Origin of the sequence: Croceicoccus mobilis (genome assembly GCF_001661965.1) — a bacterium.
In the GTDB taxonomy this organism is placed as follows: Bacteria; Pseudomonadota; Alphaproteobacteria; order Sphingomonadales; family Sphingomonadaceae; genus Croceicoccus; species Croceicoccus mobilis.
The window spans coordinates 145,266-169,998 of sequence record NZ_LYWZ01000002.1; the positions used below are offsets into that span (position 1 = coordinate 145,266).

Annotated in this window: 24 protein-coding genes and 1 tRNA gene; 13 read left to right on the top strand and 12 right to left on the bottom strand. The window is 64.3% G+C overall.

Features of this window, described 5'->3' with window-relative positions; all coding sequences use genetic code 11:
* Positions 1 to 19: 19 nt before the first annotated feature.
* Positions 20 to 104: transfer RNA gene (locus tag A9D13_RS00940), tRNA-Leu, on the bottom strand.
* A 112-nt stretch (positions 105 to 216) separates the two neighbouring features.
* Between A9D13_RS00940 and A9D13_RS00945 the strand changes: the two genes are divergently transcribed.
* Positions 217 to 462, top strand: a complete 246-nt coding sequence (locus A9D13_RS00945; protein WP_373288769.1) for a hypothetical protein — start codon at positions 217 to 219, stop codon at positions 460 to 462.
* A gap of 20 nt (positions 463 to 482) precedes the next feature.
* Here A9D13_RS00945 and sppA read toward each other — a convergent pair whose 3' ends face one another.
* The gene (gene sppA, locus A9D13_RS00950; protein ID WP_066768802.1) at positions 483 to 2,360 is read right to left on the bottom strand and encodes a signal peptide peptidase SppA; all 1,878 of its coding nucleotides are present in this window, start codon (positions 2,358 to 2,360) and stop codon (positions 483 to 485) included.
* A 163-nt stretch (positions 2,361 to 2,523) separates the two neighbouring features.
* On the opposite strand from sppA, the gene A9D13_RS00955 reads away from it, so the two are divergent.
* Together A9D13_RS00955 and A9D13_RS00960 are read left to right on the top strand one after the other, a co-directional pair.
* A complete protein-coding gene (locus tag A9D13_RS00955) occupies positions 2,524 to 3,552 on the top strand; it encodes an aspartate carbamoyltransferase catalytic subunit (protein ID WP_066768805.1) in 1,029 nt (342 codons plus the stop codon).
* Positions 3,549 to 4,784 carry a dihydroorotase gene (locus A9D13_RS00960; RefSeq protein WP_066768810.1) on the top strand — a complete coding sequence of 412 codons (1,236 nt, stop codon included), beginning with the start codon at positions 3,549 to 3,551 and terminating at the stop codon, positions 4,782 to 4,784. The genes A9D13_RS00955 and A9D13_RS00960 overlap by 4 nt, the downstream gene beginning before the upstream one ends.
* Here the strand turns inward: A9D13_RS00960 and A9D13_RS00965 are convergent.
* From A9D13_RS00965 to A9D13_RS00975, 3 genes are all read right to left on the bottom strand, one after another.
* The gene (locus tag A9D13_RS00965; protein ID WP_066768812.1) at positions 4,781 to 5,005 is read right to left on the bottom strand and encodes a hypothetical protein; all 225 of its coding nucleotides are present in this window, start codon (positions 5,003 to 5,005) and stop codon (positions 4,781 to 4,783) included. The two genes, A9D13_RS00960 and A9D13_RS00965, sit on opposite strands and share 4 nt — an antisense overlap.
* A 40-nt stretch (positions 5,006 to 5,045) precedes the next feature.
* The gene (locus A9D13_RS00970) at positions 5,046 to 5,408 is read right to left on the bottom strand and encodes a hypothetical protein (protein WP_066769176.1); all 363 of its coding nucleotides are present in this window, start codon (positions 5,406 to 5,408) and stop codon (positions 5,046 to 5,048) included.
* 166 nt (positions 5,409 to 5,574) lie between these two features.
* Positions 5,575 to 7,158, bottom strand: coding sequence for a phosphoenolpyruvate carboxykinase (locus A9D13_RS00975; protein WP_066768820.1), 1,584 nt, complete (start codon positions 7,156 to 7,158; stop codon positions 5,575 to 5,577).
* A 443-nt stretch (positions 7,159 to 7,601) separates the two neighbouring features.
* Here A9D13_RS00975 and A9D13_RS00980 point away from each other — a divergent pair, with 443 nt between their 5' ends.
* The 7 genes from A9D13_RS00980 to A9D13_RS01010 all read left to right on the top strand — a co-directional run bounded on the left by A9D13_RS00980 (position 7,602) and on the right by A9D13_RS01010 (position 13,170).
* A complete protein-coding gene (locus A9D13_RS00980; protein WP_066768823.1) occupies positions 7,602 to 8,312 on the top strand; it encodes a response regulator transcription factor in 711 nt (236 codons plus the stop codon).
* Positions 8,281 to 9,945, top strand: a complete 1,665-nt coding sequence (locus tag A9D13_RS00985) for a HAMP domain-containing sensor histidine kinase (protein WP_082922009.1) — start codon at positions 8,281 to 8,283, stop codon at positions 9,943 to 9,945. Before A9D13_RS00980 ends, A9D13_RS00985 begins: the two co-directional genes overlap by 32 nt.
* Before the next feature lie 26 nt (positions 9,946 to 9,971).
* The gene (locus A9D13_RS00990; RefSeq protein ID WP_229665532.1) at positions 9,972 to 10,391 is read left to right on the top strand and encodes an HPr kinase/phosphorylase; all 420 of its coding nucleotides are present in this window, start codon (positions 9,972 to 9,974) and stop codon (positions 10,389 to 10,391) included.
* Between the two features lie 51 nt (positions 10,392 to 10,442).
* On the top strand, positions 10,443 to 11,450 hold the full coding sequence (gene rapZ / locus A9D13_RS00995; RefSeq protein WP_066768837.1) for an RNase adapter RapZ: 1,008 nt from the start codon (positions 10,443 to 10,445) through the stop codon (positions 11,448 to 11,450).
* A 192-nt stretch (positions 11,451 to 11,642) separates the two neighbouring features.
* Entirely contained in the window at positions 11,643 to 12,047 is a 405-nt protein-coding gene (locus A9D13_RS01000) for a PTS sugar transporter subunit IIA (protein WP_066768838.1), read from the top strand.
* Positions 12,044 to 12,322, top strand: a complete 279-nt coding sequence (locus A9D13_RS01005) for an HPr family phosphocarrier protein (protein WP_066768839.1) — start codon at positions 12,044 to 12,046, stop codon at positions 12,320 to 12,322. Before A9D13_RS01000 ends, A9D13_RS01005 begins: the two co-directional genes overlap by 4 nt.
* 50 nt (positions 12,323 to 12,372) lie before the next feature.
* On the top strand, positions 12,373 to 13,170 hold the full coding sequence (locus tag A9D13_RS01010) for a TrmH family RNA methyltransferase (protein ID WP_066769177.1): 798 nt from the start codon (positions 12,373 to 12,375) through the stop codon (positions 13,168 to 13,170).
* A gap of 55 nt (positions 13,171 to 13,225) precedes the next feature.
* Here the strand turns inward: A9D13_RS01010 and A9D13_RS01015 are convergent, their stop codons facing one another.
* The 4 genes from A9D13_RS01015 to recR form a co-directional block, all read right to left on the bottom strand.
* Positions 13,226 to 13,954: a hypothetical protein gene (locus tag A9D13_RS01015; protein WP_156521847.1), complete on the bottom strand. Its 729-nt coding sequence runs from the start codon at positions 13,952 to 13,954 to the stop codon at positions 13,226 to 13,228.
* A 138-nt stretch (positions 13,955 to 14,092) separates the two neighbouring features.
* Positions 14,093 to 15,661 (bottom strand): DNA recombination protein RmuC, encoded by a 1,569-nt coding sequence (locus A9D13_RS01020; protein ID WP_066768842.1) that lies wholly within the window; start codon positions 15,659 to 15,661, stop codon positions 14,093 to 14,095.
* A 198-nt stretch (positions 15,662 to 15,859) separates the two neighbouring features.
* Positions 15,860 to 16,423: a peptide deformylase gene (gene def, locus A9D13_RS01025; protein ID WP_066768843.1), complete on the bottom strand. Its 564-nt coding sequence runs from the start codon at positions 16,421 to 16,423 to the stop codon at positions 15,860 to 15,862.
* A 44-nt stretch (positions 16,424 to 16,467) separates the two neighbouring features.
* The gene (gene recR, locus A9D13_RS01030) at positions 16,468 to 17,088 is read right to left on the bottom strand and encodes a recombination mediator RecR (protein ID WP_066768844.1); all 621 of its coding nucleotides are present in this window, start codon (positions 17,086 to 17,088) and stop codon (positions 16,468 to 16,470) included.
* Between the two features lie 48 nt (positions 17,089 to 17,136).
* Between recR and fmt the strand changes: the two genes are divergently transcribed.
* The 3 genes from fmt to A9D13_RS01045 are packed head-to-tail and all read left to right on the top strand — an operon-like array spanning position 17,137 to position 19,940.
* Complete coding sequence (fmt, locus tag A9D13_RS01035; RefSeq protein ID WP_066768847.1) at positions 17,137 to 18,042, top strand: methionyl-tRNA formyltransferase; 906 nt, start codon at positions 17,137 to 17,139, stop codon at positions 18,040 to 18,042.
* Between the two features lie 10 nt (positions 18,043 to 18,052).
* Positions 18,053 to 18,808, top strand: a complete 756-nt coding sequence (truA, locus tag A9D13_RS01040) for a tRNA pseudouridine(38-40) synthase TruA (RefSeq protein ID WP_066768854.1) — start codon at positions 18,053 to 18,055, stop codon at positions 18,806 to 18,808.
* A 19-nt stretch (positions 18,809 to 18,827) separates the two neighbouring features.
* Positions 18,828 to 19,940 carry a zinc-binding dehydrogenase gene (locus A9D13_RS01045; protein WP_066768856.1) on the top strand — a complete coding sequence of 371 codons (1,113 nt, stop codon included), beginning with the start codon at positions 18,828 to 18,830 and terminating at the stop codon, positions 19,938 to 19,940.
* Positions 19,941 to 19,946: 6 nt separating this feature from the next.
* On the opposite strand, the gene A9D13_RS01050 is transcribed toward A9D13_RS01045, so the two are convergent.
* From A9D13_RS01050 to cobS, 3 genes are all read right to left on the bottom strand, one after another.
* A complete protein-coding gene (locus A9D13_RS01050; RefSeq protein ID WP_066768858.1) occupies positions 19,947 to 21,899 on the bottom strand; it encodes a transglycosylase domain-containing protein in 1,953 nt (650 codons plus the stop codon).
* A gap of 80 nt (positions 21,900 to 21,979) precedes the next feature.
* On the bottom strand, positions 21,980 to 23,608 hold the full coding sequence (locus A9D13_RS01055; RefSeq protein ID WP_066768859.1) for a M28 family peptidase: 1,629 nt from the start codon (positions 23,606 to 23,608) through the stop codon (positions 21,980 to 21,982).
* 102 nt (positions 23,609 to 23,710) lie between these two features.
* Positions 23,711 to 24,697, bottom strand: coding sequence for a cobaltochelatase subunit CobS (gene cobS / locus A9D13_RS01060; protein ID WP_066769185.1), 987 nt, complete (start codon positions 24,695 to 24,697; stop codon positions 23,711 to 23,713).
* Positions 24,698 to 24,733: the final 36 nt, after the last annotated feature.

The following is a 24,733-nucleotide window of genomic DNA, read 5'->3' on the forward strand; positions in this document are numbered from 1 at the left end:
GTGGCGCGTGGGCTGGGCCTGGTGCGGGCGAAGGGACTCGAACCCCCACATCTTGCGATACCAGAACCTAAATCTGGCGCGTCTACCAGTTCCGCCACGCCCGCGTCGCCCCGCGCCGACATGGCGGGCGGGATTCAAAGGCTCGCGGGCCTCTATCGAAGCATCGGTGAAAGAGCAAGCGCATTGGGGCGCAAAGCTTGAGGTTAGCGCCAAAACATGCGCGGATCGAATATGTTTGTGCTATGTTTCACCATTATGGCGACCAACCCGAACATCGACCCGAACATACCGGGGCCCGACATCATCGAACCCGGCTCTCCCCCGGAGACTCCGGCCACGCCAGAGCCTCTGGAAAGTCCGCCCGAACGACCGGGAGAGCCCGGCGGCCCCGGTGAGATCGAGGAACCGGCCCCCGATTTCGACCAGCCCGACCCCGGCATCCCGGAAGCGCCTTCTATCTGATCAGGCAGGGCACGCCGCGCTTAATCAAAGAGACGCGCGGCGACCGTCTGCCATAGCGATTCGCTCCCTTTCGGAGCGCGCGCGTTCATCGGCACCGGACATTCGAGGCAGCGAGCCTCGATCCGCGGGCGGCCCAGCAGGCGATCGAGATCGCTCGCCATGCGTCCCGCGGTCGCATCGCGCCGCGCCGCGATCAGGCCCAGCATGTCCGCCTCACCCGCGTCGGGCTCTGCATCCGAATGCGCCCAGCTGTTGAAGAATTCGGTCAGCGGATCGGGTTCGGGCTCCAGATATTCGGCATGCCAGTCGCCATCGGCCAGCCCCGCCTGCTTCGCGGCAAAGGCGATGGCGTCGTCGAGATTACCGAACCGGTCGACCAACCCCAGCTGACGCGCGGTGCCGCCATCCCAGACCCGGCCCTCGGCAATGGTCTCCATTTTCGACAGCGGGATGTCGCGGCTTTCGGAGACGAGCTTCGTGAAGCGTTCATATCCCGTATCAACCTGCGCCTGCAGCAGCGCGTCCATTTCGGGCGAAACCCCGCCCAATATGTCGGGCTGCCCCGATAGCGGCGTCGTCTGATATCCCGCGGCATTGACGCCGACCTTTTGCAGCGTGCCCTCGAAACTGGGAAGAACGAGGAAAATGCCGATCGATCCGGTGATCGTATCGGGTTCGGCAAAGATCGTGTCGCCCGTGGTCGAGATCCAGTAACCGCCACTGGCCGCCAGATCGCCCATCGACACGATGATCGGGATACCCCGCTCCTTATGCCGCAGGATCGCCTGCCGGATGCGGTCTGCGCCCGTCACCGTGCCGCCGGGCGAATCGACCCGCACGACCAGCGCGGCCAGATCATCGTTCAGCGCCTTGTCCAGCACGTTGGCGATCGTGTCGGCGCCTGCCGAACCGCTGCCCGATTCTCCATCGGTGATCGCGCCCGAAACGGTGATGACACCGACAGCATCGCCCTCGTGTTTCATTGGCTCTGCTTCAAGCCAGCTTTCATATTCGGTATTGGCATAGAACGGCAGGCCATCGTCGGTGTCCTCCTCACCCACGATTTCGGCCACGTGGTCGGCGAATTGTTCGCGCGTGCCGATATGGTCGACAAGGCCAGACGCCAGTGCCGCTTCGGCCATGCCGCCGTTGGCGCGCACCATGCCTGCGGCATCGCCGATCAGCGCATCGACTTTCGCCTTGGGCCGCGCCTTGGCCACCTCGTCGCGCCAATTTTCCCAAAGCGCGGAATAGAGCGCCTGCGTCGCCTCACGCGAGGCGGGCGACGGTTCGCTGAGCAGATAGGGTTCGACCGCGTTCTTGTAGGTGCCGACGCGATAAACATGCGCACTGACCGCCAGCCGGTCGATCAGCCCCTTGTAATAAAGCTGGCTGCCCCCCGGCCCCGCCGCGATCGCGCCGCCCATGGGGTCGACCCATATCTCGCTGGCGTGGCTGGCAAGCTGCACGCCGTCGTCGGCATAGAACAGCGCATGGGTCAGCACCGGTTTCTTTGCGGCGCGCACCTTGTCCATCGCCTCGCCAATGCGGGAGATCGTGGATTGGCCCGCGCCGAGGAAATAGCCCATGTCGATGACGACCGCGTCGATGCGGTCGTCTGTCGCCGCGCCCTCGATCGCGCGCACCACGTCGCGCAAGCGATGTTCGCGTATTGGCGCGCGGCTGGAAAAGAACAGGGCGAGCGGATCGACCGGCGCGGGCTCTTCGACCACAACGCCGTCCAGCTTTACCAGCAGCGCCCCTTCGTTCACTGTCGCCGGCAGGGGCCGATAGCTGAGCACGGCGTAAAGTGCGCCAAAGAAGATCAGCATGAACAGCAGAACCAGCCCGTCCTTTATCGCGACGAGCAGTTTCCAGACCTTGCGCGCGAACGCCATTCAAATTCCTTTCGTGGGCGCGTCCGATAGCACCCTTGCATTGCCAAGAGGTTAGGCCCGAGAGGCACGCGCTGCAAATGCGAAACTTCGTGCCTGTGGCCATTTCGGGGCCTTCGCGGTCTTGCCGTGGGCGCGCGGTGCAATTACAGGCCTGTCTTCAGCAATGACAGCAACGCCCACCTCTTCTTCCCGCAGCTATCCCGCTGGCGGCGAAGCGTTCCCGCACAAGGACCTTATCGGCATCGCGCCGCTGGCTCCGTGGCAGATCCTCTATCTTCTGGATGAGGCCGAGCAATGGGTGAAATTGAACCGCAGTCCGCTCAAGCACAATGACGCGCTGGCGGGCCTCACGATCATCAATGCCTTCTTCGAAAACTCGACCCGTACGCTGCTGTCGTTCGAAATCGCGGGCAAGCGGCTGGGCGCGGACGTCGTCAATATGCACGCCGCGACCAGCAGCGTGAAAAAGGGCGAGACGCTGATCGACACGGCAACGACGCTCAACGCCATGCGCGCCGATGCCATCGTGATCCGTCATGCATCGTCGGGCGCGACTCAGCTGATCGCGGACAAGGTCGCCTGCCCCGTGCTGAACGCGGGCGACGGGCAGCACGAACATCCGACACAGGCGCTGCTCGATGCGCTGACCCTGCGCGACTGGCTGCGCAGCGGCGCATGCCCGGTGGCGAAGGAAGAATTCGTCGGGCTGAAGATCGTGATCTGCGGCGATATTCGCCACAGCCGCGTGGCGCGTTCGAACATATTGCTGCTGACCGCGCTGGGGGCAGAGGTGCGCGTCTGCGCACCGCCCGCGCTGATGCCATATGACATCGAACGCATGCGCGTCACGCCCTTTACCGATTTCAATCAGGCGATCGACGGGGTCGACGTGGTCATGATGCTCCGCATCCAGATGGAGCGCATGAGCGGCCCCTTCATCCCCTCGGCCCGCGAATATCGCCATTTGTTCGGGTTGACCCCAGAGCGGCTGAAACTGGCCGCGCCCCATGCACTGGTCATGCATCCCGGGCCCATGAACCGGGGGGTTGAGATCGACAGCTCGGTCGCCGACATGCTGGAGCGATCCGCAATCACCCGCCAGGTAGAGATGGGCGTCGCCCTGCGCATGGCCTGCCTCGACGTGCTGACGCGCCGCGTGCGCGGGGTCGAAGGATGGGGGGCGCCGCTATGATGCCGCGCCAGCCACTCACCATCACCGGCGGCCAGATCCTGTCGGGCGACGGGCCGCCCGCCCCCGGCGCGATCCGCTGCGAACGCGACCGTATCGTCGCGGTCGGTGACCTCTCCGCGCAGGACGGCGACCGCACGCTGGACGCCAAGGGCAAGATCGTCATGCCCGGCATCATCGACCTTGGCGTGTTCGAGATCGACAAGCCCGCTTTTCATTTCGGCGGCATCACCCGTGCCGCGCTGATGCCCGACCAGCCGCCGCCGCTGGATTACCCGGCCCGCGTCCGGTTCGCCGCCAGCTATGGCAAGCCCGATTTCTGGGTCCACCCCATCGCCGCCGCCACGCGCGGGCTGAAGGGCGAGGAACTGCCCGAACTCGCCCTGATGCAGGAAGCAGGCGCGCGCGCCGTGTCTTCGGGCCGCCAGTGGATCGCGGATTCGGGCACCATGTTCCGCGTGCTGCAATATGCGGCCATGCTGGGCCTGCCCTTCATCTCCCACGCCGAAGATGCGGGTCTGGCCGGCGACGCTGTCGCCACGCAGGGCGAGATCGCGACCCGGCAGGGCCTGCCCAGCGCCCCGTCCGAAGCGGAAACGCTGGCCATCATGCGCGATCTTACCTTGGCCGAAATTGCCGGGGCGCATCTGCATATCCGGCAGGTCACAACCAAGGGCGGGCTGGATCTCGTCCGCAAGGCGAAGGCACGCGGGGTCAATGTGACCTGCGGCGTGACGCCGGCCCATTTCATGCTGTCCGACGTGGCGACCGCGGGCTTCCTCACCTTCACCCGCCTGTCGCCTCCGCTGCGCAGCGAGGACGACCGCAAGGCGGTGCGCGAGGCGCTGGCCGATGGCACCATCGACGTGGTCGCATCGGGTCACGATCCGCGCGGGCCGGAAGACAAGCGCCTGCCCTTCGCCGATGCCGCGCCCGGCATGGCGGGGGCCGAAACGCTGCTGCCGCTGACCCTGTCGCTCGTGCGCGATGGGGTGATCGACATGGCGCGCATGGCGCAATTGCTCTGCGTGAACCCGGCAAGGATCCTGGGCGTGGAAGCGGGACGACTGGTCGAGGGATACGAGGCGGACATCGCCGTCATCGACGCCGACCGCCCGTGGATCGTCGATTCCGACCGCATGGCGGCGCAGGCGGGCAACACCCCGTTCGACAAGCAGCCCGTGCAGGGCCGCGCCATCGCCCTGTTCAAGGGCGGGATGGAGATCGAGGACTAGCCTTCGGGCTGGGCGGTGAGATCGTCGCCCGGCACATCGGCCAGCGTCGCGGTGCCGTCAGGGCCGGGTATCGTCCAGATCGCGACATTGGCCGCGATCACGATGGCGAGCACCAGCATCAGCACCGCACGCTTTGCATCCCCGCGCCGAAACGCGAAAAACGCGCCGCCCAGCATGGCGGCGGCGCAAAGCACCATCAGCGATAAAGCAAGATCACCCATGCCCCGCGCATAGCGTGCGCGCTGGCCGAGGCAAAGCGCCTTATGACTTGCCGAAGAACTTCGACGCCATGCCCGCGATATCGTCGAGCGGATTGCCGTCCTTGTCGAAGTCGAGCATTTCAAGCAGGCCCGCAGCCTGCGGATTATCCTGCAACATTTGCGCGAAATGGGCGAGGCTGCCCTCTCCGCCGATCTGCTGCACGATGGTCGAGAGCATGTTGGTGTCGAGCCCGGTCTTGGCCGATGCGAGCTCCACCGTGTCGCCGGGCTGCTGATGCGCCTGCCCCAGAGCGGCAATCGCTTTTTCGGTCATGGCCGGGTCCAACCCGACCTTGCGCGCCAGATTGTCGACATCGGGCGAGTCGCTGGCCAACTGGCCGAGAAGAGAATCGAATAAAGCCAAGATGCGGTCCCCTGTGCGGTTGATCAGTGCGCGGCAGAGTGCACCGCCCCGCCCCATCATCGCAAATGACAATGACAGTTTGTAGACGGGATGAACCGGACAAAAGGCACCCCGAGCCGATCCGGCCCGGGGTGCCCATGTCATTTCAGCAAGTGACTAGGCCCGATCAGGCCGCAGTCGGAGCTGCCTGACGCACCCCTTCGTCGACATGGTTTTCGAACTGGCCGAAATTGTCGACGAACAGCTGCACGAGCTTGTGCGCGGTCGCGTCATATTCGTCCTTGTCCGCCCAAGTCGCGCGCGGGTCGAGGATCGTGCTTTCGACGCCCGGAACCGCGACCGGAACTTCAAAGCCGAAGTTCGGGTCCTTGCGGAATTCGACATCATTGAGCGAACCGTCGAGCGCGGCGTTGAGCAGCGCGCGGGTCACCTTGATCGGCATGCGGCTGCCAGTGCCGTACTTCCCGCCGGTCCAGCCGGTGTTGACCAGCCAGCACTGCGCGCCGCCCTGTGCGATGCGTTCCTTCAGAAGATTGCCATAAACGCTTGGGTGACGCGGCATGAAGGGCGCGCCAAAGCAGGTCGAGAAGGTGGCTTCCGGCTCGGTCACGCCGATTTCGGTGCCGGCAACCTTCGCGGTATAGCCCGACAGGAAGTAATACATCGCCTGATCGGGCGTGAGCCGCGCGATCGGGGGCAGCACGCCGAATGCGTCGGCGGTCAGCATGATGACGTTCGACGGGACCGGGCCGAGGTTCTTTTCCGACGTGTTGGGAATGAACTCGATCGGATAGGCGCCGCGCGTGTTCTCGGTCTTCGACGTGTCGGTGAAGTCGATCTGGCGCGTCTCTTCGTCCATGGCGACATTTTCGAGGATCGTGCCGAACATCTTGGTCGTGGCGTAGATTTCCGGCTCACCCTCTTCGGAGAGGTCGATCATCTTCGCATAGCAGCCGCCTTCGAAGTTGAAGACCGCGTCGTCCGACCAGCCATGTTCATCGTCGCCGATCAGCGTGCGGCTGGCATCGGCCGAAAGCGTCGTCTTGCCGGTGCCCGACAGGCCAAAGAAGATCGCGGTCTTGCCGTCTGCGCCGACATTGGCGGAGCAATGCATCGGCATAACGCCCTGTTCGGGAAGCAGGTAGTTCAAAAGGCCGAACACGCCCTTCTTCATCTCGCCCGAATATTCGGTGTTGGCGATCAGGATCAGCTTTTCGGTGAAGCTGACCGCGATCATCGTATCCGAAACGCTGCCGTGACGGGCCGGATCGGCCTTGAAGCTGGGCAGGTTGATGATAGTGTATTCGGGCACGAAATCCGCCAGCTCTTCCGCGGTCGGGCGGACCAGCAGGGTGCGTATGAACAGATTGTGCCAGGCCATCTGGTTGATGACGCGCACGTTGACGCGATATTCGGGCTGCGAACCGCCGAACAGGTCGGCGACGTAAAGCTCGTCCTGACCTTTAAGCGCTTCCATGAAGTCAGCCTTGAGATTGGCGAAATGCTCTTCGCTCATCGGCTGGTTGATCTTTCCCCAGTTGATCGTGTCAGCGGTCATCGCGTCCTTGACGACGAACTTGTCCTTGACGCTGCGACCGGTGAAGCGGCCCGTGTCGACGACCAGCGGGCCATCGGCTGCCAGCTTGCCTTCGCCATTCCTCAGCGCGTGTTCCACCAGCTGCGACCGGCCAAGATTGGAATAGATCCGGGCATTGGTTTCAATGCCCTGTGAATCAAGGGAAACATTCATCGACACGTCGGTCTCCTATCAGAGCCCCTCTCCAGACGGGGCAACCATGCGGCGCAAGCATGGCTTCTTAAAACGTAATAAAATTACGTCGCGACAGGGAGATGCAGCATTTCAGACCGTCCCCCCATCGAATTTCTTTTTTCAATTTCGCCATATGCCAGCGTGAAGAGTCGGTCAAATCTTCCGCGAGGGTCTGGCTCGAATAGCTGCATTGCACCAATATTGGGGAAGCTGCGCAATTTACTGCTCCCTATGAGTTATCGGCGACTTTAGGCTTGGTAGGGGTTTGGCTGCCGCGCAACAGTTCGCTAGACGATACTGCAGGCAAGGCGGATGAGGCATGATGTCGCATCATCGGGCCGGACCAGAACCGAGGCCGGAACCGGGAACACGCCAGCGCGTCATCTCGATAGATGATGCAGACAGGAAGGCTTGGAATTTCAATGGCGCATGTGATCGCCCTCGTCGACGATGACCGCAATATCCTGACAGGGCTGTCGATCGCCCTTCAGGCCGAAGGTTTCGATACCCGCGTCTATTCCGATGGCAGCGCCGCGCTGGAGGCGCTGATCGAGAACCCGCCAGACCTTGCCGTATGCGACATCAAGATGCCGCGCATGGACGGATTGGAATTGCTGCGCCGCCTGCGCGAAAAATCCTCGCTGCCCGTCATTTTCCTGACGTCGAAGACCGACGAGCAGGACGAGGCGCTGGGCCTTTCCATGGGAGCGGACGACTATATAGCGAAGCCGTTTTCTCAGCGCCTCCTCATCGCCCGCATCCGCGCATTGCTGCGGCGTGAGGACATGGTCAGGAGCCGCCTGTCGGGCGAAACGACGCAGCCACCGGCAGAGATCATCACGCGCGGGCGTCTGCAGATGGAACCCGAACGCCACCGCGTGACATGGGACGGGCTGCCGGTATCGCTGACCGTGACCGAATTCCTGATCCTGGAGGCACTGGCCCAGCGGCCCGGCGTGGTGAAGACCCGCAACCAGCTGATGGACGCGGCCTATCAGGACGATGTGTTTGTCGACGATCGCACCATCGACAGCCACATCAAGCGCCTGCGCCGCAAGTTCCGGCAGGTCGATGGCACGTTCTCGGGCATCTCCACGCTGTATGGCGCGGGCTACAGCTTTGCAGGCGACTGAGCCGGCAGGCACGCCCGACAGCGCGGAGGCGAAACCTTCGCGCGCAGAAGGTGCGCCCGATCCGCTGTTCTGGACCCGGCGATTTTCGCTCACCACCCGCATCCTTGCCGTCAACACGCTGATCGTGCTGCTGGTGCTGGGCGGTCTGTTCGTGCTCGACACCTATCGCAAGCAGCTGATCATCGAACGTTCGCGCCTTGCCCGCAGCGAGGTCGAGATCATTGCCAACGCCTTGGCGGAGGCCCCCGCCAGCGAGCACCCCGCCCTGCTCGCCCGCATCGGCGACCAGCAGCGACTGCGATTGCGCACATTCGATTCGCAAGGGGCGCTGCAGACTGACAGCTTCGTGGTGGGCGAACCGGCCTTTGTCTTTGCCGATCCTGAACAGCAGGACTGGGTGCAATCGGTCGCTCGCGCTACCGACCGGGCCGTCGATTTCCTTGTCGGCGCGCCGCCGGTGCCGCCATACGACCCCGCCGCCGATCCTGCCAATGGCAAGGACAAGACCGACAAGTCGCAATGGCCCGAGGTATTCGTGGCCGAGCAGGCCCGCGCGGGCACGGTGATGCTGCGCCATGCCCCCGACCGCACGCCGGTCATCACCGCCGCTGCCCCCTATGGCCCGCAGGGGGAGACATTGCTGACGATGCGCAATGCGGTCGATATCACCACATCCATCCGCACCGCGCGCCAGACGTTGCTGATTCTGCTCACGCTGGCGATGCTGTTTTCGATGCAGCTGTCGCTGTTCCTTGCCCGCACCATCGTCCAGCCCCTGCGCACATTGTCGCGCGCGGCGCAGCGCGTGTCCGCCGGGCGAGAGCGTGAGGTGGTGATCCCCCGCCTGCCCGAACGGCAGGACGAGATCGGCAATCTCGCCCGCTCGCTCTCCGACATGACGCAGGCGCTGCGCGACCGGATCGACGCGGGCGAAGCGTTTTCTGCCGATGTCAGCCATGAACTGAAGAACCCGCTCGCTTCCCTGCGCAGCGCGTTGGACACGCTGGAAAATGTCGACGACCCGGACCTGCGCCGCCAGCTGGCCGAGATCGCGCAGGCCGATGTGCGCCGCATCGACCGCCTGATTACCGAGATCGCGGAGGCGAGCCGATTGGACGCCGAACTCTCACGCACGCGGTTCGAGCCGGTCGATCTCCTGACCCTCGCCCAGAACGTGCTGGGCGGACGCACTGCCGCCACCCGCATCGGCGAGGAGCGCGAGCTGAGTTTCGAGATCAAGAGCGCCCCGACCCGGGCGACCACGGTGATGGGTGACGCCGCGCAATTGGAACGCGTGCTCGAAAACCTGATCGACAATGCCGCCAGTTTCTCGCCCCATGGCGGCTGCGTCGCGATCGATTTCGACGATCTGGGCGATCAGGTCGAACTGACCGTCACCGACGATGGCCCCGGCATCGCCGAGGAAGAGCGCGAAGCGATCTTCGAGCGGTTCCATTCGCATCGCCCCGAACCCGAAAGCTTTGGCAAGCATTCGGGCCTTGGCCTTGCCATCGCGCGCGGCATCATCGTCGGTCATGGCGGCACGCTGTTCGCGCGCGGACGCGATGACGGGGAAAGCGGCGCGGTCTTCGCCATCCGCTTGCCCGCGCATGACGCGGGCTCCGCCGGATGAGCGGCGCGCCATGCGAAGCGAAAGCCATGCAGGCCACGGTCGTCGCGGTGAACGGGCGCGGCGTGCTGATCACGGGTGAGCCGGGCGTTGGCAAGACCAGCCTGGCGCTGGCGCTGATCGACAGGGGCGCGCAGCTGGTCGGCGATGACGGGGTGATGGTCGCGGCCCGTGACGGAGCGCCCTTTGCCTGGCCCCACCCCAATACCGCGGGCATGATCGAGATCCGTAATGTCGGCATCGTCCATATCGACGCAGTCCCCGCCCCCATCGCCCTTTCCATCGAACTGACCCGCGATGCCCCGCGCCATGTGGAAGGCCCTGCCGTGCGCAAAATCGCCGATATTCCGGTGCCCACCCTTACCATGTGGCCAGACAGCCCGGTCCTCGCCCTGCGTGTGGAATGGGCGCTGCGGATGCATGGGGCGAGCGAAAGCCGGGGTGCATGAAACACCGTGCGGGCTTCCCCTGCCGCGCGCAATCGGGGATAGCTGCAATTGATGGATAGCGAATCCCCCGATTCCCTCCCCGTGGCGCCCGGCAGCGAAGCCGAGGACGGCCAAGCGAGCCACCGGCCCAGCAAGGTTCTGCTGGTCACCGGCATGCTGGGCGCGGGCAAGACCACGGCGCTGCGTGCGCTGGAGGATCTGGGGTGGGAGCCAGTCGACAATTTCCCGGTGCGCCTCTTGCCGCGCCTCGTCTCCACCGCGCCGGGGCCGGGCCATTCCAGCCAGTCCCTGCAAGGAAGCGACGGGTCGGAGCCGCTCGCCATCGGGTTCGATTCCCGCACGCGCGGCTTCGATCCCTATTCGGTAATTTCAGAAGTGCGCGCCCTCGCCGAGACCGGGGAGATCGATTTCACCACGCTCTTCCTCGATTGCGGCGCCGAAGAGCTGGAGCGCCGCTATAACGAGACCCGCCGCCGCCATCCGATGGCGGGCGACTGGCCCGCCGCCGCGGGTATCGCAGCCGAACGCGAACTGGTCGCGCCGCTGCGCCGCTGGGCCGATATCGTCGTCGAAACCACCCATTATTCGACGAACGACCTTGGCCGCACCATCCGCGAACTGTTCGCGCCCAGCGCACCGCAGGGGATGACCGTCACCGTGTCCAGCTTCGGCTTTTCGCGAGGCATGCCGCCGATGGCCGATCTCGTCTTCGACATGCGCTTTCTCGACAATCCGCACTGGGTCGATTCGCTGCGACCGCTAACGGGCCGTGACCAGCCGGTTGCCGACCACATCGCGAAAGACGCGGCATGGCAGGAAAATTTTGCCCGCATTCGCGATCTGGTGATGGGCCTGCTCCCTTTGTACGAAGCGCAAGGGAAGAGCTATCTGCATATCGCATTCGGCTGTACCGGCGGGAAACACCGTTCCGTCTTCAGCGCCGAAGCCCTTGCGACAGAGTTGCGCAAAGCGGGACACAATCCCGGATTGCTGCATCGCAACCTTGACAGCCATGCAAGCGATCTGGTCGAAGGCGGGGCTCGGGTGAATGCGCGGTGAGAAATGCGTTTTCACCCGCTGGCCGCAGAGGGCGGCAAGGGTTTCGATTTACAGCCGGAAAGGCTGGGTAAACATGGGTGAGGCCATAGATGTGGTTGGCTTGGCGCGCTACGGGCGCCGCGAAACGGTTTCAGTGCGGCACGTGCATCGGCACGGCTGGCAGGAAACCCAATCGGTTTTTAAGGGACTGACATGATTGGCCTCATCCTCGTGACCCACGGCGATCTCGCAGCTGAATTCGTCAGCGCGATGGAGCATGTGGTCGGCGAGCAGGAACGGGTCGTACCCGTCTGCATCGGCCCGAATGACGACATGGAAGCGCGTCGCACCGAAATCAGCGACGCGATTGCAAAGGTGAACGACGGCAGCGGCGTGATCGTGCTGACCGATCTGTTTGGCGGAACTCCATCGAACCTCGCCATCTCGCTGCTCAAGACAGGAGAGGTCGAGGTGATCGCCGGGATCAACCTGCCCATGCTGATCCGGCTGGCAGGCGCACGCGTCGACATGAGCGTGACCGATGCCGTCGCCGCCGCGCGCGAAGCGGGGCGCAACTATATCACCGTTGCTTCGGAATTCCTGGGGCAGGACGCTTGAGCGAGGCCGGGCAAAAAGTCCCCATCACCAATCGCCGCGGCCTGCACGCGCGCGCGAGCGCGAAATTCGTCGGCGCCGTCGCCGCCCTGCCCGAAGGCACCGTGGTGCGCGTGGCCAAGGACGGGAACGAGGCTGCGGGCGGCTCTATCCTCGGCCTGATGATGCTGGGCGCTGCCAAGGGCGACGAGATCGAGATCAGGACCAGCGGGCCGGAGGCGGAAGCCGCTCTCGCCACGCTCGTCAAGCTGGTCGAGGATCGTTTCGGCGAGGATTGATCGCCGGTTTTCATTGACAGCACACCCCCGTGCTGGCCATCGCGAAGCCCATGCGAACCGTAACCGGGCTATCCAACCCCACCGTCAAATATCTGCGCTCTCTGCGCGAGAAGAAGCACCGCCGCCGCGAGGGCGTATTTCTGGCCGAAGGCCTGCGCCTGTTGACCGATGCGCGCGAAAGCGGGCGCGTGCCGCAAATGCTGGCGATGGCGGAGGGGCGCGACCATCACCCGCTGCTCGATGCGCTGATCGCTGCGGTCGAGGCCGAGGGCGGTGACGTCATCGAGATGAGCGAGGCCGCGCTTTCCAAGATCTCGGGCAAGGACAATCCCCAGGCGGTATGCGGCGTGTTCGGCGAATTCGACACGTCGGTCGAACGGCTTGAACGCTCGGCCAGCCCGATTTTCCTCGTGGCGCAGGCGCTGCGCGATCCGGGGAATCTGGGCACGATGCTGCGCACGGCCGATGCCGTCGGCGCAGGTGGGCTGGTGCTGATCGACGATTGCGCCGATCCGTTTTCGGTCGAAGCCGTGCGCGCCAGCATGGGGGCGATCTTCACCGTGCCACTGGCGCAGGCGCGGTGGGACGAGTTTGCAAGCTGGCTGCACGGCGGAGAGGGCCAGCTGGTCGCGGCATCGCTGCGTGACGCGGTGGATTATCGCGGTGCGCCCTATGCCGCGCCCTGCTTCCTGATGGTCGGCAATGAATCGCGCGGCTTGCCAGAGGAATATGAGATGGCGTGCGACCTGCGCGTCACGATCCCGATGTTGGGCCGCGCCGACAGTCTGAATGCGGCAGTGGCAGGAGCAGTGCTCGCCTATGAGGCGCTGGCAGCCCTGCGCCCATGAAAAACGCGCCGGAGGCACTGGCCCCCGGCGCGTCCCTGAACTCTGTCCGGCCCGATCAATCGCCCGCGACGAAAGCGGTGATCTTCCAGCCATCGTCGCCGCGGTTGGCGAGGATGCGATAATCGATCGCGCTACGGAGCTGCGACAGCTTCATATAGCCGGTCGTCTTGCCGTCGAGCGTCGCAACTTCGGCCAATTCAGCGCCCTCTGCGGGCGCGTCACCGACCAGCTTGACGAGATCCCAGCTGATCGTCGCATCGCCGGGCGTCGTCCCTTCCGCGTCGGTATAGACCGGCGCGTCATTGGCGGTGACGAGATAGGCGCTGGTGCCATCGACATCCTTGGGCATGGTCGCGAAGAATGCGGGCATGGTTGCGCTGGTCTCGCTCTCGCTGGCGCAGCCCAGAGCCAGCACGTCGGCCATGTCATCCCACAGTTCGGGATCGGCCTCGACCTTGCTGGTCAGCGCCTCGACGCCGGAGGTTCCGCCGAAATCCAGCTTGATGGCAGGATCGGCAAGCGCGGCAAGACCCTTCGCATCGCGGAAGGTCACGGTGCGGCGCAGCTGGCCGCGGAAGCTGTCAAAGCCATAGAGACCCGTGCACTGGTCTTCGGGAGCATAGGGCCCCTCGGCACTGGTGGCGAGATCGGCGAGCGAAGGCTCTTCCTCGACAGGCGCGGGGGCGGCAGCGGTTTCGTCGGTCGGGTTGGTTTCCTCGGCGGAGCTACCGCAGGCGGCAAGGGCGAGCGTAAGGGCGCACAGCCCGACAGTCTGCAATTTCATGGTGAAGGCATTTCCCAGCAAGGTGGAACATCGGGGGGTTGGAAATGCTGCATTGCAGTAATGCCCGCGCGAGACAAGTTACAACGCCATACGGACATGAATGTCGGCTATTCAGTGGCTGGGTCGCGATGACCTGCGTCAGTTCGCCGCCGTCTCGCCTTCGTCCGGGAAGTTCACCAGCGCGCGCGGCGTATGGCTAAGCGGAGGCGACTCGGTCAGCTGTTTGGCGCTGGTGTCGACCGCGAGGGACTCGAACCGCTCACCCGTGCGGCGCAGATTGGTGTCGAACGATCCGACCATCGCATCGAAATGCTGATTCGTGGAGCTGAGCGCCCGGCGCAGGCTGGAAATATGGCCCGCGACCACCGCCAGACGGTCGTATAGTTCCTTGCCCAGCTTCGCGATTTCGGCAGCATCGGCCTGCGCGCCTGCCTGCCGCCAGATCGTCGCCACCGTCAGCGCGATCGACATGAAATTCAGCGGCGACGACAGCACGATCCGGCGCTGCAGCGCGTAATCCAAGAGGCCGCTATCCATGGTCATCGCGGCATAGAGCACGTGTTCGCCCGGCACGAACATCACGACGAAATCCGCCGACCCCTCGACATGATCCTGGTAACGCTTGGCCGACAGCTGGTCGATATGGGTGCGCAGTTCGCGCGCGTGGCTACGCAGCAATTCGCGGCGCTCTTCCTCGCTTCCGGCTTCATTCGCGGCGGCATAGGTGTTGAAGACGTTTTTTACGTCGACGACCAGCTTGCGCCCGCCGGGGATATTGATGACCGCATCGGGGCGCAGCGCCCCGCCTTCGACCGCGACCTCGCGCTTGAAATCGGCCTTGTCATACAGGCCGCAGCTTTCGAGCAGGTTTTCAAGCTGGAGTTCACCCCAGTTGCCGCGCGCCTTGGTCGCGCCGCGCAGCGTGGTGCTGATCCGGTTCGCCCCCTCGATCACGCGGTCCTGCCCGGCGCGCACGCTGTCGATGATGCCGTGGAGCTGGTTGAAATCCTTGACCCGCGTCTGCTCCAGTTCCTCGACCCGCTTGCGATAGCGCTCGAGCGTCTCGCCGATCGGGCCGACCTTCTTGTCGAGCTGGGCAAGGCTTTCCTTCGAGAGCCCTTCCAAACTGGTGTGCGCGGTTTCGAAGAAACGCTTTTGCGCCCCGGTCAGCAGCTTTTCGCCAATCTCGTTGAACTTGGCCTGCAGCTTTTCCTCGGCCTCGGCCAGCCGCTTCATCTCCCGCTCGTGATGCGCCTTCTGGTCATCAAAGCGGCGCTGGAGCGCGGCATCGCGTTCGTGTGCCGTGCTCTTCAAACCGGCCAGTTCGGTCAAGGCGGCACCGCGCGCTTCCTCCGCCGCGGTCAGGCGGGTGCGCATGGCCTCCATCTCCTCGCGCAGGGCGGTGGCGGTGTTCAGCCGCTCGGCAGCCTCGCTCTTGAGGCCCGCGATCTCCGCACCCAGCCGCGACACCTCTGCCCGTGCATCGCCAAGCTGCGTGTTGAGCGAGGGCACCTGCTCGGCCCGCTCGCTCATCGTCGCAAGTTCACCAATGGCGCGGCGAAACTTCTCGTCGATCTCTTTCGCCTCTGCATCGCGGGCGGCATGGCGCGCACGCCATTCGGCGGTGGGCCGCGATCCAAGGAACCAGCCGAGGCCGAGACCGACCACCAGCGCGACGATGACGAAAACGAGAGCGAGAATGTCCATGTTCGGAACATAGCCTGAACACAGCCGCGTTCAAGCCACACCCGATCCATTCCGGACCTTGTCCCCCAATTTCACGGAAAGCACCACCAAACGCGCCGCGCAGCAAGACGCGCAAGCGCGAACGCGCGCCCGAGCTTATTGCGAGGAAGCCAAGGGGCGCGGATGCGCCCCGCCCGGCGTTTGAGGGCCTAAAACAAACTACGCCGCGCGCAGTTTTTGCAGCTTTTTCAGTGCCATGTTGCGTTTGAGGCGGGAAAGATGGTCGATGAACACGATGCCGTTCAGGTGATCCATCTCGTGCTGGATGCACACCGCCATCAGCCCGTCCATGTCCTCTTCGTGGGTCTTGCCCTCAAGATCCTGCCAGCGCACGCGGCAGGTGGCGGGGCGGTCGACCTCGGCGAAAATGTCGGGGACGGAGAGGCAGCCTTCCTGATAGGCCTTCATCTCGTCCGACGGGTCGAGGATTTCCGGGTTGATGAACAGCCGCGGCTCCTTCTTCGTCGGCTGGTGATGGTGGTGATGGCCGTCGTGATCGCAGGGCACGGGCTCCGCGTCCTCGTCTTCGGGCTGGAGGTCGATCACCAGCACGCGCAGCGGCACGCCGACCTGGATCGCGGCAAGGCCGATGCCCGGCGCGTCATACATGGTCTCGAACATGTCATCGACGAGCGTTTTCAACTCATCGTCGAACTTCTCGACCGGATCGGACACGCGCTTGAGGAGCGGGTTCGGAACTTCAATGATTTCACGGATAGCCATGGGGGCTATTTAAGGGCGATGCGCGATTCCGGCAAGATGGGTGCTTATCCCACCGGACGGCGCGCCCGCAGCGCCTGCGCCAAGGTGCCCTCGTCCATGTAATCCAGCTCTCCGCCGACCGGCAGGCCATGCGCCAGCTGGGTGACGCGCACCGGGCGCTCCTCCAGCCTTTCGGCGATGTAATGGGCAGTGGTCTGCCCCTCCAGCGTCGCGTTCATGGCCAGCACGATTTCGTCGATGCCGCCCTTGTCGATGCGCGCCAGCAGCGAACCGATGGCGAGATCCTCCGGCCCCACGCCATCCAGCGCCGATAGCCTGCCGCCCAGCACGTGATAGCGGCCCGGAAACAGCTTCGAGCGGTCCAGCGCCCACAAATCCGACACTTCCTCCACCACGCAGAGCGAGCGTTCGTCACGGCGCGGATCCGCACAGATGTGGCAGGGGTTCATCGTGTCGACATTGCCGCAGGTCTCGCACTCCACCAGCCGCTCCTGCACGGTGGCCAATGCTTCCAGCAGGCGCGGCAGGTCGCTTTCGCGCCGCTTCACCAACCACAGCACCGCGCGCCGCGCCGAACGTGGGCCCAGCCCCGGCAGCCGCGCCAATGCGCCCGCCAGCGCGTCGATCTCTTTCCCCGAACCTTGCTGTCGATCTTGTGAAGCCATGGGGCAACAGATAGGGACTGCCGCCAGCCTAAGGAAGCCATCAAACACATGCGCATCATCTTCATGGGAACGCCCGATTTCGCCGTGCCGGTTATGGAGGCGATCATCGCCGCCGGGCACGAGGTCGTGTGCGCCTATTCCCAGCCGCCGCGCCGGGCGGGCCGGGGCAAGAAACTGCAGCCCTCCCCCGTTCACCTCGCCGCCGAGGCTGAGGGGATCGAGGTTCGCACGCCCGTCAGCCTGAAGCCGCAGGAGGAGAAGGACGCCTTTGCGGCGCTGAAAGCCGATGTCGCGGTGGTCGCGGCCTATGGCCTGCTGCTGCCGGTCGCCATTCTGGAAGCGCCGGAACATGGCTGCGTCAATGTCCACGCCTCCATCCTGCCGCGCTGGCGCGGGGCGGCGCCGATCCAGCGGGCGATATTGGCGGGCGATTTGACCACAGGCGTCACGATCATGCAGATGGAAAAGGGGCTGGACACCGGCCCGATGATCCTGACGCGCACCACGCCGATCCAGCGCAAGAACGCAGGCGAGCTGACCGATGAGCTGGCCGCGATGGGCGCGCAGCTGATGGTCGAGGTGCTGGAAGACCTCCCCCGCCGCACCGCCAGGCCGCAGCCCAATCTGGGCGTGACCCATGCCGCCAAGATCGACAAGGCCGAGGCGCGCCTCGATTTCACCCACGATGCCGCGCTGCTTGAAAGGCAGGTCCGCGCCTTTGCCCCGCGCCCTGGTGCTTTCTTCGAACTGGAGGGCGAGCGTATCCGGGTGCTGGAGGCCGAAGTGATCGCCCGCGAAGGCGTGGCAGGCACGGCATTGGACGACGATCTCACCATCGCCTGTGGTTACAGCGCCTTGCGACCGACACTAGTGCAGCGCGCCGGCAAGCCTGCCATGGCGACCGAGGCCATGCTGCGTGGCCGTCCTATTCCCGCAGGGACCGAGATCCGGTGACGCGCCCCCAATGACGAGATACGCCCTCACCCTCGAATATGACGGCAGCGCGTTTTTCGGGCTGCAGCGTCAGGCCGACGGTCCATCGGTGCAGCAGGCGGTGGAGGAAGCCGCCCACGCCATCACCGGCGAAGATATCCGCATGCATGCCGCCGGACGCACCGACACCGGCGTCCATGCCGTCGCCATGCGCGCCCATATCGAGGTGGCCAAGGACATAGCCCCTTTCCGCCTGATGGAGGGGATGAATGCCAAGCTGCGCCCCGATCCTGTCGCCGTCACTGCAATCGAGGAAGTGGACAAGGACTGGCATGCCCGCTTTTCCTGCACGGGGCGGCGCTACCTTTATCGCATCGTCAACCGCCGCGCACCGCTGACGCTGATGAAGGACCGCGCGTGGCAGGTGCCGCAAGATCTCGATCCGAAGGCCATGCACCGCGCGGCGCAGCATCTGGTGGGGCTGCATGATTTCACCACCTTCCGCTCCGCCCATTGCCAGGCGGCCAGCCCGGTGAAAACGCTGGACCGTTTGGACGTGGAGAGCGTTGAGGGACCATGGGGACCCGAAATCGCCATCCACGCCGCGGCGCGCAGCTTCCTGCATCATCAGGTGCGGTCCATGGTCGGCTGCCTCGCGCTGGTCGGCATGGGTCGCTGGAGCGAGCAGGACATGGCCGATGCGCTAGAAGCGAAAAGCCGCGCCGCGCTGGGCTTCAACGCGCCGCCGCAGGGCCTCTATTTCATGGAAGCCATCTACCCCGATTAAAGCAGAGCAGGAGAGTGACATGACGCATGACGGCCAGCAATTGACGACGAGGCTCGATGCGGATGGCACGCTCACCCTCTCTCTCGACGACAGGACATGGGACGCGCCGACCGGCAGTACCGTGCTGGTGCGCATGGAAGCGGCGCCGATCAATCCGTCCGACCTTGGCCTGCTGTTCGCCGCCGCCGATGTCGAGAATGCCGAATATTCGCAAGGCCGCATCGTGGCGCAAATGCCTGAAAAGGTGACCAATGCGATGGCTGCGCGTCACGGCAAGGCCATGCCCGCCGGTAACGAAGGGGCTGGCACCGTTGTCGCCGCCGGAGACGATCCGGCCGCACAGGCGCTGATGGGCAAGCGCGTCGCATGTGTTCCGGGTACCGCCTATGGCACCTATGCCACCTGCGATGCGGCCATGGCGATGCCATTGGACGATGACATCACGGCAGAGCAGGCAGCCTCCAGCTTCGTCAATCCGATGACGTCTCTGGGCTTCGTGGAAACGATGAAGGCGGAGGGCGCAAAGGGCATCATCCATGCCGCCGCCGCGTCGAACCTTGGCCAGATGCTGCTGCGCATCTGCCTGTCAGATGGCATTCCCATCATCAATATCGTGCGCAGCGATGAACAGGCCGAACTGCTGCGCGAGATCGGCGCGACCCATGTAATCGACATGACGGACGATGATTTCCGCGCAAAGCTGAAAGCAGCCATCGACGAAACCGGGATCATGCTGGGATTCGATCCCATCGGCGGGGGCAAGATGGCCGATACGATGCTGGCAGCGATGGAAGCCTCTGCCTCGGACGGGCAGCCCTATAACCGCTATGGGTCGAGCGAGATGAAGAAGGTCTTCATCTATGGCGCGCTGGATACCGGGCCGACCTATCTGTCGCGCGGTTATGGTTTTTCGTGGGACGTGTCGGGCTGGCTGCTGTTTCCCTTCCTGCAAAAGGCAGGGCAGGACGTGGTGGCCCGGATGCGCGGCCGCGTGATGGACGAGCTTACCTCGACCTTCGCCAGCCATTACAGCGACCGCATCACCCTGGACGACATGCTGAGCCGCGATGCGGTGCTGGCATATAACCGCCGAGCCACGGGCCGGAAATTCCTTGTATTGCCAAACGACTAGAGTCGTTCACGCGCCGGGCACGGCCCGCTGCATGAAAGACTTCCAGATCTGCGCCGGTGCCTTGCCGCCAGACAGGCCGGTGCGGTCGGTGTCGTCCGCTTCGGCATAGACCCACACCCCGCACACGATGCCGCCCGCCCAGCCGACGAATACCGCGTTGCGGTTCTGCTGGCTCGTCCCGGTCTTGCCGAAGTTGGGGATCGAAAGCCGCGCAGCCTGCCCCGTGCCCTCGTTCACCGTGGCGCGCAGCATCTGCTCCATCTCGGCGCGGATGGCGGGATCGATCCGGTACTTGCCCGAATGGTCGACCAGCGCGCCGCGCGTATCGCCCACCGCATAGGGCACCACCGGATATTCGCCCCGCGCCACGCCCGCATAGGCCGCCGTCAATTCCAGCAACGACACATCCGCCGTGCCCAGCGGGATAGAGGTATCGTTGGGGTCCATCTGGGCCGCGATGCCGAACTTGTTCGCCAGATCGACGACCTCGCTGCCGCCCACCTTTTCGTAAAGCCGCGTCGCGACGACATTGCTTGAATGGGCGAACGCTTCCTGCAGCGTGATCTCGCCGCGATATTTCTCACCCGCATTGCGCGGCCCCGCCTGCATCGGCGTGTCCGACACCAGCGTATCGGGTGTCATCCCGTTTTCGAGCGCGGCCAGCCATACGAAGATCTTGAAGGTGGAGCCCGGCTGGCGCCCGGCCAGCGCATGATTGAACTGGTTGGTGTTGTAATCCTTCGACCCCACCATCGCCAGCACCGCGCCATCGGGCCGCATGGCGACCAGCGCGACCTGCGCATTGCCGACATTCACGCTCTTCACCGCAGCCTCTGCCGCGCGCTGGATCGACACGTCGAGGGTGGTCGGGATGATGCGCGCATCCGCGTCGTAACCCTGCGCCCGCGCCTCTTTCCTGATCCAGTTGGTGAAATGGGCATAACGCGGCAATTCGCGTTCGCGCTGCAAATGGAAAGTCGCGGTGGGGATCGCGTCGGCCTGTGCCTGCGACAGATAGCCTGCATCGACCATTGCGCCCTTCACCACGCGCGCGCGCTTCAGCGCAGCCTCGGGGTGGAAGCTGGGCGCGTAATTGCTGGGCGCCTTGGGCAGGCCGGCCAGCACCATCGCCTCGGCAGGGGTCAGCGCCTCGGGCGCCTTGTCGAAATAACGCAGCGACGCTGCGCGCAGGCCGTATGAGCGGTCGCCGAAGTAGATCTTAGAAAGGTAGCGTTCGAGAATCTCGTCCTTGGTCAGCCAGGTTTCCAGCCAGAGCGCGGTCGGCACTTCCAGCAGCTTGCGACCCATCGTCTGGTCAAAGTCGAAATAGGTGACCTTCGCCAGCTGCATGGTGATGGTCGAACCGCCCTGCCGCGATCCGGTGAACAGGTTCGACACGAATGCGCGCGCGATGCCGATGGGGTCGATACCCCAGTGCGAATAGAACCGCCGGTCCTCGGTCGCGATGAAGGCATTCTTCACATGGTCGGGCAGCAGCTCCGCCTCGACCGGCGCGAGCACCACATCGCCGCCACGCGCAATCGCCTCGCCGTTCTGGCTGACGAGGACATAGGGATCGCCATGCGGCTCCAGCGTCTTTTCAATCGGCTTGGTCGCGGCGAGCCAGAGGATGGTGATCAGGAGCAGCACGCCCGTGCCAATCGCCAGCCACTTGAAGAAAGAATAGATGAGCCGGAATGGCAGCACGAGCAGCCAGAGGCATCCGCCCGCCACCCGCGAGGCAGGTGAAGGGCCGCGTTCTCCCGGCAGTTCGATCCCCGGCACGCCGGGATGCTCGCCATCGAGATAGCCGCCATCATCGCCGTCGAGGTCGAAATCGGCGGCGGTGCGGTACCATTCCTCGTCATACCCGCGCGCATCGGCAGGCTCCGCCCCGCGCCGTGCGCGCGAACGATTGAGGAGGTCTTTTGCTCTGGAAACGAAATCGCCGGTAGTCACGGCCGCCGCCTAGCACCCATCAGCTTGCACTTCGATGAGCGGACGGGGGTGGGGGATAAAAACATGGCGGAAAACCTGCCCTATTTCTCGGGACTTGCGGTAAAGGTCGTGCCGAAGAAATCGCCCGCGTTCCAAGCGGGCCTTTCCGCCATATCGGCAATCGCGCGGGCCATTGCGGCGTTGAGAGCGACGAATCGGTCGAGCTGGGCGTAATCCACCCCGTCCGCTTCGTCAGAAGCCTTGTGGTAATGCTCCTTGCGGAACAGGTTTTGCGCCTCCTCGCCTTCGCCGGCGAAGCCGGTTTTCAGATAGACCGCAGGCACGCCCTGCTTGACGAAGCTGTACTGATCCGACCGGGTGAACAGCCCCTGTTCGGGCTGCGGATCGGGGCTCAGGGTCAGCCCGGCATCCCCGACCGCCTTTTCGACCGCGCCCTGCAGGTTCGACCGCTCCGCCCCGAAAGCGATCACGTCGCTAAAGGGATAGGTGACGATCGGCATGTCGAGATTGAGATTTGCCGCGACCGGCACCGGCAGCTTGCCAAGGTGATGCGCGAGATAGCTCGACCCGACCAGCCCCTTCTCCTCGGCGGTGAGGGCGGTGAAGATGACGGGCCGCGCCGGGGGATTGGCGGCCAGAGTGCGCGCCACCTCCATCAGCGAGGCGACGCCGACGGCATTGTCCATCGCGCCATTATAGATCTCGTCATCGCCCTCTTCCTCCGTCGGCTGAATGCCGACATGGTCAAGATGGGCGGTCAGCAAAATGGCCTGATCGGCAAGTGCCGGATTGGTGCCGGGCAGCATGGCGACGACATTGGGACTTTTCGTGACCTTGGTGGTGGAGGAGAACCTGAGCGTCGCGCTCTGACCCATGGCGAATGCGGGAAGAGCGCCCTGCTCGCTCGCCTCTGCCGCGACGATCTGGTCCCAACCCAATTGCTGCCCATCCATCAGCGCCTTTGAATATTCGGGCGAAAGTACGGCGCCTGCGACGATATTGGACGCAGTGGTAAAGCCGGTGCCATCTTCGCGCTGCCAGCTGACATTGGTGCCGTCATGGGCGTGCTCGATATACTGCTCATAGGGCTGCAATTGCTCCAGCCCCGGCGTGAACAGGACGATCATGCCGACCGCCCCGGCATCCGACAGGCGCTGCCCGATGGTGGAGCGGTAATGCGCTCCCTCTTCGCTGCCGAGGAACCTGGGCGCGCCGAACAGGCGTACCGCGATCTTGCCTTTAAGGTCCACGCCGGCCAGATCGTCGCGCCCGTATTCGGGGGCCACCAGCCCATAGCCGACAAAGACCATCTCGCCCGAGATCTCGCCCGTGCCGAACCCGGCTTTGCTGCTCATGCCGTAATCGACCCACGCCTGCATGCCGCTGGGCGCATCCTTGCCGGTGATGGTCAGCGAATAGGCTTCTTTCGGCCCCTTTACCTGTTCGACCAGCGGGACGGACTGGAAATAGGTGCCCTCATCGCCCGCAGGGGTCAGGCCAATCGCGGCGAATTGCCCGGCAACATAGCCTGCGGCCATCGCGTAACCGGCCGTGCCTGCCTCTCGCCCTTCCATATTATCGTCGGCCAGCATCCGCACATCGCGTTCCAGCCGGGCGGTGCTGGCTTCATCGGCCTGTGCCGACGGTACGGCCATCGTGGTCGACACGACAAGGAATGCAGCGCCGCAGCGCAGGAAAGTCTTCAGCATGAACAGCCCCCAAATGCCTGAACGGACAAGGCTAAAGCCTATCCGCCCATGCACAAGGGCCGTTCAACGATTGCTGTCGACTGTTCGTCCGCCAGGCAGGCGTCAAGCGCGCGAAACGACGCTCTCGGGCAGGTCGACGCCAAAGACGCGCTGGTAATATTCCGCCACCAGCATGCGCTCGGTCTCGTCGCACTTATTCAGGAACGACAGGCGGAAGGCGAAGCCGATATCCTTGAAGATCTCGGTATTCTGCGCCCAGCTGATGACCGTGCGCGGGCTCATCACCGTGGAGATGTCGCCGTTGATGAAACCCTGACGCGACAGGTCCGCGGTGCGCACCATCTTGGCCAACGTTTCCTTGTCCATGTTCGGAACCTTGGTCGAAACGATGTTCACCTCGGTTTCCTCGGGCAGGTAGTTCAGCCCGACCACAATGTTCCAGCGGTCCATCTGGCCCTGGTTGATCGCCTGCGTGCCGTGATAAAGGCCGCTGGTATCGCCAAGGCCGACCGTGTTCGCGGTGGCGAACAGGCGGAACCACGGGTTCGGGCGGATCACGCGGTTCTGGTCGAGCAGCGTCAGCTTGCCCGCCGTTTCCAGCACGCGCTGGATCACGAACATCACGTCCGGCCGACCCGCGTCATATTCGTCGAACACCAGCGCGGTCGGCGTCTGCAGCGCCCATGGCAGCAGGCCTTCGCGAAATTCGGTGACCTGGAGGCCATCGCGCAGCACGATCGCGTCTCGCCCGACAAGATCGATACGGCTGATATGCGCATCGAGATTGATGCGCACGCAAGGCCAGTTGAGGCGCGATGCCACCTGTTCGATATGAGTCGACTTGCCCGTGCCGTGATAGCCCTGCACCATCACGCGGCGGTTGAAGGCAAAGCCTGCCAGAATCGCCAGCGTGGTGTCCGGATCGAAGACATAGGCGTCGTCCGCATCGGGCACGCGCTCGTCAGCCTTGCTGAAGGCAGGCACCTTCATGTCAATGTCGATCCCGAACGTCTCGCGCACGTCGAGTTCGATATCGGGGGCCTGCATCAGCGTTTCGTGGCTGTTGGTGTTTTTAATGAGTTCGTTCATCGCAAGGCCCCGGTTATACATGGGCGCGGCTTGCTG